The organism is uncultured Brachyspira sp., from assembly GCF_944388875.1.
In the GTDB taxonomy this organism is placed as follows: domain Bacteria; phylum Spirochaetota; class Brachyspiria; order Brachyspirales; family Brachyspiraceae; genus Brachyspira.
Genome location: NZ_CALXKQ010000001.1, coordinates 219888 through 233666, shown reverse-complemented (window position 1 = coordinate 233666; position 13779 = coordinate 219888). Strand labels below are relative to the sequence as shown.

The 13779-nt window shown below is 28.2% G+C and carries 12 protein-coding genes; 11 read left to right on the top strand and 1 reads right to left on the bottom strand.

Annotated elements, in window-relative coordinates; all coding sequences use genetic code 11:
• Window positions 1–207: 207 nt before the first annotated feature.
• The 4 genes from adhE to Q0J69_RS01105 all read left to right on the top strand — a co-directional run bounded on the left by adhE (window position 208) and on the right by Q0J69_RS01105 (window position 5368).
• Window positions 208–2811: a bifunctional acetaldehyde-CoA/alcohol dehydrogenase gene (adhE, locus tag Q0J69_RS01120; RefSeq protein ID WP_297203509.1), complete on the top strand. Its 2604-nt coding sequence runs from the start codon at window positions 208–210 to the stop codon at window positions 2809–2811.
• 137 nt (window positions 2812–2948) lie between these two features.
• Window positions 2949–3389 carry a MarR family winged helix-turn-helix transcriptional regulator gene (locus Q0J69_RS01115; RefSeq protein WP_297203508.1) on the top strand — a complete coding sequence of 147 codons (441 nt, stop codon included), beginning with the start codon at window positions 2949–2951 and terminating at the stop codon, window positions 3387–3389.
• A 70-nt stretch (window positions 3390–3459) separates the two neighbouring features.
• Window positions 3460–3888 (top strand): YkgJ family cysteine cluster protein, encoded by a 429-nt coding sequence (locus Q0J69_RS01110; RefSeq protein WP_297203507.1) that lies wholly within the window; start codon window positions 3460–3462, stop codon window positions 3886–3888.
• Between the two features lie 13 nt (window positions 3889–3901).
• Window positions 3902–5368 carry a radical SAM protein gene (locus Q0J69_RS01105; protein ID WP_297203506.1) on the top strand — a complete coding sequence of 489 codons (1467 nt, stop codon included), beginning with the start codon at window positions 3902–3904 and terminating at the stop codon, window positions 5366–5368.
• A gap of 58 nt (window positions 5369–5426) precedes the next feature.
• On the opposite strand, the gene purH is transcribed toward Q0J69_RS01105, so the two are convergent.
• Window positions 5427–6956 carry a bifunctional phosphoribosylaminoimidazolecarboxamide formyltransferase/IMP cyclohydrolase gene (purH, locus tag Q0J69_RS01100; protein ID WP_297203505.1) on the bottom strand — a complete coding sequence of 510 codons (1530 nt, stop codon included), beginning with the start codon at window positions 6954–6956 and terminating at the stop codon, window positions 5427–5429.
• 169 nt (window positions 6957–7125) lie between these two features.
• Here purH and Q0J69_RS01095 point away from each other — a divergent pair, with 169 nt between their 5' ends.
• The 7 genes from Q0J69_RS01095 to Q0J69_RS01065 all read left to right on the top strand — a co-directional run bounded on the left by Q0J69_RS01095 (window position 7126) and on the right by Q0J69_RS01065 (window position 13779).
• Window positions 7126–8448: an AAA family ATPase gene (locus Q0J69_RS01095; RefSeq protein ID WP_297203504.1), complete on the top strand. Its 1323-nt coding sequence runs from the start codon at window positions 7126–7128 to the stop codon at window positions 8446–8448.
• 16 nt (window positions 8449–8464) lie between these two features.
• The gene (locus Q0J69_RS01090) at window positions 8465–8587 is read left to right on the top strand and encodes a hypothetical protein (RefSeq protein ID WP_297203503.1); all 123 of its coding nucleotides are present in this window, start codon (window positions 8465–8467) and stop codon (window positions 8585–8587) included.
• Window positions 8588–8741: 154 nt separating this feature from the next.
• Window positions 8742–9074: a hypothetical protein gene (locus Q0J69_RS01085; RefSeq protein ID WP_297203501.1), complete on the top strand. Its 333-nt coding sequence runs from the start codon at window positions 8742–8744 to the stop codon at window positions 9072–9074.
• Window positions 9075–9219: 145 nt separating this feature from the next.
• The gene (locus Q0J69_RS01080; RefSeq protein WP_297203494.1) at window positions 9220–10326 is read left to right on the top strand and encodes a hypothetical protein; all 1107 of its coding nucleotides are present in this window, start codon (window positions 9220–9222) and stop codon (window positions 10324–10326) included.
• A 51-nt stretch (window positions 10327–10377) separates the two neighbouring features.
• Entirely contained in the window at window positions 10378–11256 is an 879-nt protein-coding gene (locus tag Q0J69_RS01075; RefSeq protein ID WP_297203492.1) for a DUF4261 domain-containing protein, read from the top strand.
• Between the two features lie 313 nt (window positions 11257–11569).
• Complete coding sequence (locus Q0J69_RS01070; RefSeq protein WP_297203490.1) at window positions 11570–12070, top strand: NAD(P)H-dependent oxidoreductase subunit E; 501 nt, start codon at window positions 11570–11572, stop codon at window positions 12068–12070.
• A 20-nt stretch (window positions 12071–12090) separates the two neighbouring features.
• Entirely contained in the window at window positions 12091–13779 is a 1689-nt protein-coding gene (locus tag Q0J69_RS01065) for a NuoF family protein (RefSeq protein ID WP_297203488.1), read from the top strand.

Below are 13779 nucleotides of genomic sequence, written 5' to 3'. Positions count from 1 at the left end.
AAAAAAATATATTTTTTATTAATTATATAACATGATTAATTTTAATGCCATCATTTTATAGAAAATATATGATAATTTCATAATAATATATGAAATTTCTATATTTTATTATGAAATTTACGCATATAATATAATTACTATTGACATTATATATTAAAAATAGTACAATATATAATATTTTTATCACAAATTAATATAGGAGCAGAAATGAGTAAAGATACTAAAGTAAAAAGCGAAAATTCTGTACTTGATGAGTTAATATCAAAAGCTAGAAAGGCACAGGAAATATATTCTACTTTTAGTCAAGAACAAGTAGATGCTATATTTAAGGCATGTGCCATAGCAATTAATAGCCGAAGAATACCTCTAGCAAAAATGGCTTGCGAAGAAACAGGGATGGGAATAGTTGAAGATAAAGTTATAAAGAATCACTTTGCTTCAGAATATATTTATAATAAATATAAGAACACAAAAACCTGCGGAATTATAAGCGAAGATACAGCAATGGGTATAAAAAAAGTAGCTGAGCCGATAGGTGTAATAGCTGGCGTTGTACCTACTACAAATCCAACATCTACAGCAGCATTTAAAGCATTAATAGCATTAAAAACAAGAAATGCAATAGTATTTTCTCCGCATCCAAGGGCAAAAAAATGCACAGCAGAAGTTTGTAAAATAATTAATAAAGTAGCAGTAGAAAATGGTGCTCCAGACGGACTTATAGGATGTATTGAAGAGCCTACAGTTGAGCTTTCAGCCGCTTTGATGAGCCATCCTCATATAGATTTGATTCTTGCTACAGGCGGACCTGGTATGGTAAAAGCTGCATACTCAAGCGGAAAACCTGCCTTAGGAGTAGGTGCTGGTAATACTCCTGCTATTATTGATGAAACTGCAAATATAAAAATGGCTGTAAACTCTGTTATTATGAGTAAAACTTTTGATAATGGTATGATATGTGCAAGCGAGCAGACTGTGGTTGTTGTAAAAAATGTTTATGAAGAGGTAAAAAAAGAGTTTACTTATAGGGGAGCTTATATCCTTAATAAAGAAGAAAAAGCTAAACTTATTAAAGTGATTATTATAGACGGTTCACTAAATGCTAAAATAGTAGGACAGCCTGCTTATGTTATAGCTAAAATGGCTGGAATTACTGTTCCTGAAGATACTAAAATACTTATAGGGGAGGCTAGTTCTATAAGTAAAGATGAAGCATTCTCTTATGAGAAATTATCACCTGTTCTTGGTATGTATAAGGCTGATGATTATGATGATGCTTTAAATAAAGCTCATAGTTTGATAGTATTCGGAGGACTTGGACATACTTCTGTACTATACACAGATGAAGATAATCAAAAAGAAAGAATAGAAAAATTCTACGAAAAAATGCCTACAGGAAGAATACTTATTAATATGCCTTCTTCACAGGGTGCTATAGGTGATGTTTATAACTTTAGATTAGAGCCTTCTTTGACGTTGGGCTGCGGAAGCTGGGGTAATAATTCTACTAGTGAGAACGTAGGAGTTAAGCATCTTTTGAATATTAAATCTGTAGCTTCAAGGAGAGAGAATATGCTATGGTATAGAGTACCAAGAAAAATATATTTAAAAAGAGGTTCTTTAGATGTTGCTTTAAGAGAGTATGCTGATAAAAAAAGAGCTTTGATTATTACAGACGGACCTCTTTATAAATTAGGAATTACTGATAATGTTACTAAAGTATTAGATGATATAAATGTAAGATATACTGTATTCTCAGATGTTAAGCCTGATCCTACTATTGGTACTGTAATGGATATATTAAAAGTTGCTAATGCTTTTGAACCAGATTTGATTATAGCTTTAGGAGGAGGTTCTCCTATAGATGCTGGTAAAATAGCTTGGTTATTATATGAAAATCCAGAAGTTAAATTTGAAGATATAGCTATGGTATTTATGGATATAAGAAAAAGAATATGCGATGCTGGAGAATTAGGTAAAAAAGCAGAGTTTGTTGCTATACCTACTACATCTGGTACAGGTTCTGAAACTACACCTTTTGCTGTTATTACAGATGATGCTACACATATTAAATATCCTATTACCGATTATGCACTTACACCTAATATGGCCATACTTGATGCTAATCTTGTTATGAGTATGCCTAAAAGTTTATGTGCTGCAAGCGGTATAGACTCATTAACACATGCTCTTGAGGCTTATGCTTCTGTTTGTGCTACAGAGTTTTCTAATTCTAATGCTGAAAAAGCTGTAAAACTTATATTCAAATATTTGCCTTCTTCATATAAGGAAGGAGCAGAAAATCCAGAAGCACGCGAACAAATGCATTATGCTGCTTCTTTAGCTGGTATGGCTTTTGCTAATGCTTTTCTTGGTATTTGCCACTCTATGGCTCATAAACTTGGTGCCGCTTTCAATATACCTCATGGTTTTGCCAATGCTTTGCTTATATGTCAGGTTGTTAAATATAACTCTAATGAAAAGCCTACTAAACAAGGTTTATTCCCTCAATATAAGTATCCGCATGCTAGAGAAAGATATGCTGCTATTGCTGATTTGCTTAATTTAGGCGGCAAAAACGATACTGAAAAAGTTGCTAATTTAATTAAAGCTATAAATGGTCTTAAAAAAGATTTGGATATACCTTTATCTATAAAAGAATATGGAGTATCTGAAAAAGACTTTATGGCTAAACTTGATGATATAGTAGAGCAGGCATTTAATGATCAATGTACAGGTGCTAATCCAGTTTATCCTTTGATGAAAGAATTAAAACAGATTTATTTAGATGCTTATAATGGTGTATATTGATTAATAAAATAATTCTATAATTTTTAGGCTGTCATTAAAAAATAATGGCAGCCTTATTTATTATATTTTAATACTTGTTTTATTTTAAATTTATTGTTTAATATAATTAATAGAAATACTAAAAAGCAGGTATTTTAATGAAAAATGAAGATATGAAAAAATATATGGAAGTTATATATGATTTTTGGTATACTTCCAACAGATTTTATTATCTATGGGCTAAACAGTACGGCATAACTGATTTGGCTTTATTTACATTAAAGATTATATATGATAATAAGGAATGTGTACAAAGCACAATTACAGAAAAATTATCTGTTCCTAAACAAACGGTTTGTTCTATATTGGATAATTTTGAGAAAAAGGGATATATAAAGAAAAAAGTTAATCCTAAGGATAAAAGAAACAGGCTTATAAGTTTTACTAAAAAAGGTCTTACATTTGCCGAACCTATTTTAAAAGAATGTGAAAATTTGGATATAATGATGCTTAAATGCTTAACAGAAGATAGTATTAAAAACTATATAGATTCCCAGAAAAAACTTATTAACTTTATGGAAAATTATTTTAATAATTAATGTATTGAATTTTAATTAATTACTATTATAATATATATAATTAATAATATTATGATAAGGCGGTCTAATTTTGAAAGTTATACCATCAGATAGTCTGTTAAAAAATAGACAGGAAAAAGTAAGTGAAAAATTATGTGCAGATTGTAATTCTTTATGCTGCCATGATTTAGTTATGGAAATATCTCCTCCTAAAAATGAAAGCGAATTAAATACATTGAAATGGTATTTGCATTTTAGACATTCTTTTATTTTTATACATGAAAATACTTGGTATCACATGATAAGAAGCGAATGCAGATATTTAGATAAAAAAACTTATCTTTGCAAAAATTATGAAAATAGAAATGATATATGCTCCAAGCATAGTCCTCCTAAATGCGAGAGATATGAAGAGTGGTATGATATTATTTTTGATGATCAGTATGAGCTTGAGAAGTATGTATATGAAAATAAAATCATAAAGAAAAAAGGCAAAAAATCTGCCAAGAAAACTAAATAATATATATTGCCTTATGAAGAAAAAACAAGTAAAGAAAGTATGTATAACATATCCTCCTTTTGAATATAATAACGGTTATCCTTTGATATCTTTAAATAGACAGTTTCAATGGCTTAAAAATCCTACATTTTCATATCCTATAATACCATCTTATGCTGCTACTTTGCTTAAAAATAATGGCATAAATGTTATTTTTCTTGATACTGTGGCTAGAGGAATGACAACTATAGAATGGTTTAATACTATAGATGAAACACAGCCTGATTTAATATTTTTTGAAGTAAAAACTCCGATTATAAATTATATTTGGGATACAATAGATGTAATAAAAGAAAAATATGATAAAATGCTTGTTGTTCTAGCTGGAGATCATGTTACTGCTTTGCCTGAAGAAAGTATGATGAAGTCTAAAACCGACTTTATACTTACTGGAGGGGATTATGATATGCTTCTTCTTAATTTGGTTAATCATTTGAATTTTGGAGAGAAACTAAACAAGGGGGTATATTATAGGACTTCTACAGGAAATATAAAAAATACTGGAGCTTTTGTTTTAGAAAACACTTTAGACAGACTCCCTTTTATAGATAGGAATTTAACAAATTGGAAGCTGTACTGCAAAAAAAATGATCATTATAAGAAAAGCCCAGATACTTTCATAATGTCAGGCAGGGGGTCTTTATATAATAATTATAACAGCAATTCTTCAAATATATTATTTAATAATATTAGGCTTAGAAATCCTATAAATGTGATAGATGAAATTGAATTTCTTAATAGACGTTATGGTATAAAAGAAATTATTGACAGCAGTGTTTATTTTCCAACTGGAGAATGGCTTTCTATATTCTGTGAAACTATGAAAGAGAGAAAACTCAATAAGAAAGTGTATATAGACTGTTATATGTATCTTAATGCTTTGGAATATCAGGATTATAAGATGATGAAAAAAGCAGGATTTAAAACTATAATATTTAATCTTCCGTCTGGAAATAACAGTACTATAGAAAAATTAGAAATAGTCAATAATACTGTAGATACTATGATAGAATCTATAAAATTAGCCAGAAAGGCGGGACTTTTTACTGATATGATGGTTAAAATAGGGTATCCTTGGGAAACGGATGAAGATATAATAAATACTTTTAATGTTGTTAAATATTTAATGCTTAATGGTTATATTAATTCTATGAATGTATCTATATTTGTACCTTACCCAGGAACTAAGCTTTTTGAGTATTGCGAAAAAAATGATCTTATAAAAACTAGAAATTGGTTTGATTATGATATGCGTCAGAGTATAATGAAGCTTCCTATTGAAGATAAAAAAATATTTAAATATATAGAATATTTTTATAATTTATCATTTAATCCGCTCTATGTTATGCATAAAATTTCTAGTATAAGAGATATTTATGATATAAAATACCATATTAGATCATTCAGAAATATATTATCATATTATTTGAATTTAGATTAAAAAAGCGAAGCTAACATAAAATTAACTTCGCTTTTATTTTTTTATAATAAAATCAATTTTAATGTTTAAAATGCCTTATTCCAGTAAATACCATAGCTATGCCATGTTCATTACAAGCCTCTATTGATTCTTTGTCCCTTATAGATCCCCCTGGCTGAATTATAGCTTTAATATTGTATTTAGCACAGGCATCAACAACATCTCTGAATGGGAAGAAAGCATCAGAAGCCATCACAACTCCGTCTCCAGCACGATCTAAAGCATCTTCGCAGGCCCATATTCTGTTAGTCTGTCCGCTTCCTATACCTTTTGCCATAAAGTCTTTTATTACTACTATAGCATTTGATTTAGCATATTTTACAACTTTCATACCGAATATTAAATTTTTCATCTCTTCTTCAGTAGGTTTTTTCTCAGTTACAACTTTATAATCTTCAACTAAAACACTGTCCTCATCTTGAACAAGTAATCCGCCATCAACTTTAACGAGATTAATTTTATCGCTTGTGTTAGTTTTATATTTTATAACTCTTAAATTATTTTTTGTTTTTAATACTTCCAAAGCCTCTTTAGTAAAGTCTTTAGCAATAACAATTTCTAAAAATATTTTTACAAGTTCTTTTGCTGTAGCCTCATCTACTGTAGTATTAAAAGCAACAATACCCCCGAATATAGAAGTAGGATCGCAGTTATAAGTTCTGGTATAAGCCTCAAGTACATTGCTTCCTAAAGCAGCACCGCAAGGAGTAGAGTGCTTTATTGCTGAACAAGCATATTCATTTTTAGCCTCATCAAACTCTAATACTATTTTCAAAGCTATATCCATATCTCTGATATTATTAAATGAAAGCTCTTTACCGTTTAACTGTTCAAAACCTTTCATAGAGCCTTTATCTGTAGTTGATACATAATAACTTGCACCCTGATGAGGATTCTCTCCGTATCTTAATTTCTCCTCTAATGCATAAGACATATTTAGATAATTAAGTTTTTTATCTTCCTTACTTTCCAATGAATTAAACATAAACTCAGAAACTGCAGCATCATAAGCAGAAGTTAAATTAAATACTTTAGAAGCCAAGTATTTTTTTGTTTCAAAACTCACTTCGCCTTTTTCCATCTCATTTTTAACCAAATCATAATCTTTAACATCACTTATAACCACAACATCTTTAAAAGACTTAGCAGCAGAACGAAGCATTGTAGGTCCGCCTATATCTATAAACTCTATTTTTTCCTCAAACTTCAAACTGTCATCTTGCATCTTTTCAAAGAAAGGATAAAGATTAACTATTACCATATCAATAGGAGTTATACCTCTCTCTTTAATAGTTTCCATGTGAGTAGGATTATCTCTTATAGCGAGTATTGCCCCATGTATTTTAGGATCTAAAGTTTTTACTCTTCCGTCAAGCATTTCTTTAGCACCTGTAACTTCAGCAACCTCTATAACATTTATGCCGTTCTCTTTTAAATATTTATAAGTTCCTCCTGTAGAAACTATTTCCACATTTTTTGAAGTTAGAAATTTAGCAAACTCCAATATTCCGTCTTTGTAGAAAACAGATATTAATGCTCTTTTTATCATTTATAAACTCCTAATAATAGTTTTTTAGATTTTGAATAAAGAATCAAAATGATGAGGCAATTATAATATAAAATATATTATTGTAAAGAGTAATTTTATTTTATACTTGATTTTTGCTAAATTTATTATAAAATGTCATAAAAACTTAAAAAATAAAGGCTAAAATACAATGTTTACTTATGTAAAACTTAAAAATTATAAATCATTAGTTGATTTTGAAGTAGATTTAACATCATCAAAAAATAATCCTAAAAAAATGATTATAATTTATGGAGAAAATGGAGCTGGCAAAACTAATTTTATAAATGCATTTTTCACTTTATTTGAAACATTAAACACTAAAATACATTATGATAAAATTAATAAATTTATAAATGAAAATTTAGATAATAAAAATAATTTAGATATTATAAAAGATATATTCAAAAGTACAGATTATATTATTAATGATTCAAAAACAATTGGTTCAAAGGGTAATATGGTTTTAGAATTTGGATTTATATTGAAAGATAAAGAGTCAAACAAATATAAAAATGGTGTATATTATATAGAAACAGATAATAAAAATATAGTAAAAGAAAAATTAGAATATACATTAACTAAAAATAAGACAATTTATTTTGAAATAGATAGTAAAAATAAATATATTAATAAATCTTTATTTAAAGAAAAATATTATAATGAAATAAAAGATCTAATTGATAAATTTTGGGGTAAACATTCATTTTTATCAATATTATTATTTGAAAGAAATGATAAGACAAAACAATATATAGATGATAACATAAAAAAAAATCTTTTTGATGTTATAGAATATTTCTTATCTATGTCAATTCATCTTGAAAAAAATAAGAGTATAAAAATAGGTAGAATATCATCCTTAAAAGATGTAATTATCAATATGGATAAAGGAATTATAAAGAAAAATGATGAACATAAACTAAAATTTACTGAAGAAATATTGAATGATTTTTTTACTTCTATTTATAGTGATGTTAAAAAAGTATTTTATAAGAAAAAAAATAAAGAAGAGAAAATATTATATAATTTATTTTTTAAAAAAAGAGTATATGGAAAAATGATAGATGTAAATTTTGATTTAGAATCGAATGGAACACAAAAACTATTAAAATTACTCCCATTTTTATTAACTTCTTTAGATGAACAAAAATCACGAGTAGTAGCTGTAGATGAACTAGATAGCGGAATTCATGATTTATTAACTTCAGAAATATTAGTTTCATTATTTAATAACATAAATGGTCAATTTTTTATTACAACTCATAATACAACTATTTTAGAATCTAATATAGATAAAGATTCTATATATGTATTCAATATTGATAGTATAGGTAATAAAATATTAGTACCAATAAAATCTTATGAAAATGAACATCCAAATATAAATTTTAGAAAAAGATATTTAAATGGAATATATCATGGCATTCCAATAACTTCAGGCATAGATTTTGAAGATATATTAAAAAAATAGGAATAAATTATTTATTATGAATTACATATATAATAAAGATTATATTAAAGTAATAGTGATATGCCATGGTAAGTCAGAAAAAGATATTTGTGATGTAGTTAAAGCTGAACTTAAATTAAATATGAAAAATTATTTCTAGAGATAATGGAAGTACATCCATACAAATAACTAGTTTATACGATGAATTAGAGAAACATAAATTAAATAATTATGATGATTTTATAAAAGAATATGGTGATATAATTGATTATAAAAATGATAAAATTATTAGTAATTTTAAAATTTTTATAATAATGGATACAGATGATTGTACCCCTGATGAGAAATCCGAATTTATAAATAAAAATATGTTTAAAGATACAAACTTAAGAAAGTACATTATACCAATATATAATGATAAAAAATTAGAAGATGTTTTTTATAAGGCAAAATTAATTGATATTAGGAAAAAGACTAGTAAAGAAATAAAAAGAGGATATAAAAAATTAATAGCTAAATGGGTGGAAAATGAATATGTACAAGAAGAATTTTATAAAAAACTTTTAAAAGTAAAAAATATTTCAAATATGCATGAATTTATTAAATTTTGTTTAGACAATAGAGCTATTCATAAAAAAACTAAATGACCTTCTCATCGTAAGCATCAACACCGCCCACCCGCCACAAATTTTTTCTACGTAAGCATTTGAATATAGTTATCATAATTGTAATTTTATGTTAACTATGATATAATAATTTCTTATATTATTTATGAAAAACTAGAGGCATATTATGAAACGTTTTATTTCATTTTGTTTAATTTTATTTATGATTATATTTGTTAATGTATATGCAGATACAACAGTTGATTTTAGATTATTTACAAGTTCTTATGCATATAATGCAGAAAATACATTATGGCCTGATACAAGAACAACATTGACATATTTTGAAAATTTTACTGAGGGAGCTTTTGATATAAAGTTCAATGATTTTATAACTTTAAGAGTAGGAGCTTCAATATTTTTTCCATTTACATTTGAATTTCCTCAGGGTATAAGAGTATTCCCAATAGTAACAACACAATTATCAAATGAATATATCTCTCTTAGAATAGGTACAATGACAGGCGGACATAATCTTCCTTCGCCTATAAGAGATCCTTTAATGGATATGACTCCAGTTGTACGTTCTACCCCAGATAATACTTTAATAGCAAAAGGACCTGAAGAATATAAATATAATGAACCTTTTACTCATGGCTATTATGAATACGGAGCTTCTTTTCAATGGTTTAAAGGCGGCAACGGAGAAGTATATATGAATTGGCAAATACAGCATAATGCAAAACATAGAGAAAGATTTGATGTAGGAGTTACTTATGCTATGGATTTTGTACATGATATAGCTACTCCTTATATAGGAATTCACTATTGGCATAATGGAGGGCATGAATATCCGCTTGTAGAAGGCTCTCCTGCTATTACAGAAAATTATGTAGGAGCTATAGGTCTTAATAGCTATTATTTATCTATACTTTATTTGGCTTCCTATAATCTTTCCGACAGAGATAATGAGGCAGGAGTATTCGGACATGGCTTATTTTTGAGGGGTACTATACCTGTAAAAACTTGGTTTGAAATAGAGCCTATAATATTTGTTTCTGGATGGTATATAAATAAAAATCATAAATTTATAAGTGTTGAAGGAGATCCTTTTTACAGAGTTCCTTTCTACTTTGGGCTTAATATAAAGAAAGATTTTGTATTTGATAACGGCATAGTTTTGGGACTTGGTTTTGTTAATGGATTATTCCTTAATGAAAAAAATGAAATAGGAATAAGATATGATCAAACTTTACAATTTGACTTTACATATTTGGTGCCTGTTAAACAATAGTAAAAAATTATTTATATATTATATTAATATTTTTGTGCGGGAGTTTTTATTATGAGTGATGATAAAGAATTAAATAAAAATTTGCATCATAAAAATAATGATAAAGCTGTTTTTTCTCATGTATATTTTTATAAATTATTATTTGAAGATAAGCCAGTTTTGCCTAATATAGAGTTAGTAAAGCAAAAGATTAGAAAGTTTTATGATAATATAGATGTTGTATCAGAGGATAAAGGCATTTATAGTATTGCTATTAATGATTTAAAGGTAAAGTATGAAGATGATAAAGAAATTCCAGCACAAATATTGATGCCTAGTGCTCTTGAATTTGATTATACATCTATAAGCGATTATTATTATAGTCAGATGTGGGATATAAAAGAGCCTAAAGAGTTAATAAAAAACTGTAATTATGAAATAATGCTTAGCGATTTTTTAGCCGCTGGTCTTGATTATAAAGATAGAACAGCACTTTTAAATAATTGGCTTTATAGTGCTTTAAAACTTTTTGATAATTGCATCGCAGTTTATAATGAACAAAGCGGAAAACTTCTTTTACCAGAGCAAATACTTAATAATAATTATCCTAAAGATTTTAGATTTTTATTTTCAGGACTAAATATAAGATTATTCAATATTGAGAATTCCAATGATGTTATAGTAGACACTTTGGGAATGTATGCTGTAGGACTTCCAGACATACAATATCATTTCCATGATTTAAATGTAAATGATGTTATATCACATGCTTTAAATATAGCAGCTTATATCTTTGATAAAGGCGATATAATAAAAAGCGGCGATACCATACAAAGTATATTTGAAAATGTTCAGTGGAAATGCCAATATGAAAATTCTTTACTTAAACCTCATAGAGAAATTTTGGATATTAATACGCTTGAATATGCTTCGGGAAGTAGAAAAAATTGAGCATAAATTAATTTGTATTACTATATTTTTATATAATTTAATTATATAGTGATATAATTATGCTTATAAGTGATTATATCTATTTATATATAGTGTATTTTATACTAAATCATAGTTTTATGGTTCATTTTATGATTGAAATTAAAGTTATAAGTATCTAACAATCATTAATAAACATCAAAAAAGTTAAATATATTATTAAATTATAAAAAAATATTACATATAGAGTATATTTTTATTGAATTTAGGCTTATTTTTTCCTATACTAGATAATATTGATTTTATATATTGTATAAATGGAGGGATAATAATAATGAGTGAAGATGTTTCTTTATTAACTGAAGAGGCTATTGCCGATGAGATTAAAGCATTAGTTAAAGAATGGAAAAATGCTGAAGGAAATCTCATAATGATTTGTCACGGCATTCAAAAGCATTATGGTTATGTACCTAGGAATGTTGCCAAATATGTTTCAGAACAAATAGATGTTCCGCTTGCTAGGATTTATGAGATACTTACTTTTTATAATTATTTTTCTATGGAGCCGCCTGCTGAAAATAATGTTGCAGTTTGTATGGGTACAGCCTGTTATTTAAAAGGCGGCGGTCAATTGATAGAGGAGATTAAGAAAAAATTAAATTTAAAAGGCGATCAAAAGTATTCTGCTGATAGAAAATACAAATTGGAAGAAGTAAGATGTATAGGCTGCTGCGGATTAGCCCCTGTTCTTACATTTAATGGGGAAGTGTCTGGTAGGGTTGTAGTTGATGATATAGCAAATTTTATTAAGACAGAAGAAGATAAAAAACAATAATTAGAATAGGAGGTTATAAAATGTCAGAAAAATTAGACAGAAAAAAATTAGAAGAACATAGATTAATAAAGGCCAAAGAAATAGAAGTTAGAAAAGGCGGGGAAGATTTATCGGATGGTAAGTTTCATATATTAGTTTGTGGCGGAACAGCATGCGAATCTAATAAGAGTGATGAGATAGTAAAACTTTTAAAAGAACATGCTGAAAAAAATGGAATAGCTGATAAGGTTGTAGTAGTTAAAACTGGATGTTTTGGTTTTTGCAGTCAGGGACCTGTTGTAAAAATTATGCCTGGCAGGGTATTTTACACTCATGTTAAGCCAGAGCATGCAAAAGATATGATAGAAAAACATATACTTAAAAATGAGCTTCTTTTAAGAATACTTTATAAAGAACAAAGAGAACATAGAGATTTCTCTAAAGAGATTAACTTTTATCAAAAACAGAAGAGGGTTGTGCTTAAAAATTGCGGTATTATAGATCCAGAAAATATAGATGAATACATAGGTAATGAAGGATATAAAGCACTTTCAAAAGTATTATTTGAAATGAGTCCTGATGATGTTGTAAAAGAAATGGAGATTTCAGGACTTAGAGGAAGGGGAGGAGCAGGCTTTCCTACTTGGAAGAAATGGAGCTTTACAAAATCAGTGCAGTCAGATTTGAAGTATGTTGTATGTAATGCTGATGAGGGAGATCCTGGAGCATACATGGATAGAAGTATATTAGAGGGAGATCCGCATTCTGTAATAGAGGCAATGACAATAGCAGGATATGCTATAGGTGCCAGCAAGGGATATTTATATATAAGGGCTGAATACGGACTTGCTGTAGACAGAGTAAAAATAGCATTGCAGCAGGCTTATGATTACGGATTGTTAGGAGAGAATATATTAGGAAGTAATTTCTCATTCGACTTGGATATAAGACTTGGAGCAGGTGCTTTTGTATGCGGTGAAGAAACAGCATTATTAGCATCTATCGAAGGAAACAGAGGTACTCCTAGACCTAGACCTCCATTTCCTGCAGTTAAGGGGTTATTTGAAAAACCTACCGTTATCAACAATGTAGAAACTTTTGCAAATGTTACTGCTATTATCAATAATGGAGGAAGCTGGTTTGCTTCTATAGGTACAGAAAATTCTAAAGGAACAAAAGTATTTGCATTGACTGGAAATGTAAATGTATCAGGACTTGTTGAAGTTCCTATGGGTACAACAATTAGAGAAATAATTTTTGATATAGGCGGCGGAATACCTAATGATAAATTTGTTAAAGGTGTTCAGACTGGAGGACCTTCAGGAGGTATAATACCAGAAGAACTTTTTGGAACACATATAGACTTTGATAATTTGGTGAAATTAGGTTCTATGATGGGTTCTGGAGGTATGATAGTTATAGACGAAGATAATAATATGGTTGATTTTGCTAAATTTTATCTTGGTTTCTGTGTTGATGAGAGCTGCGGTAAATGCGTTCCTTGTAGGGTTGGAGGTATGCAGATGCTCAAGATTTTAGAGAAGTTTACTAAGAAAAGAGCTAAGGAAGATGATATACAGAAATTAAGAGATATTGCTTTAACTATGAAGAAGGCTTCATTATGTGCTTTAGGCTCTACAGCTGCTAATCCTGTAATGTCTACATTAAAGCATTTTGAAGATGAGTATAAGGCTGGTATATTTACTCCGCCTATTCCTAAAAAGAATTGA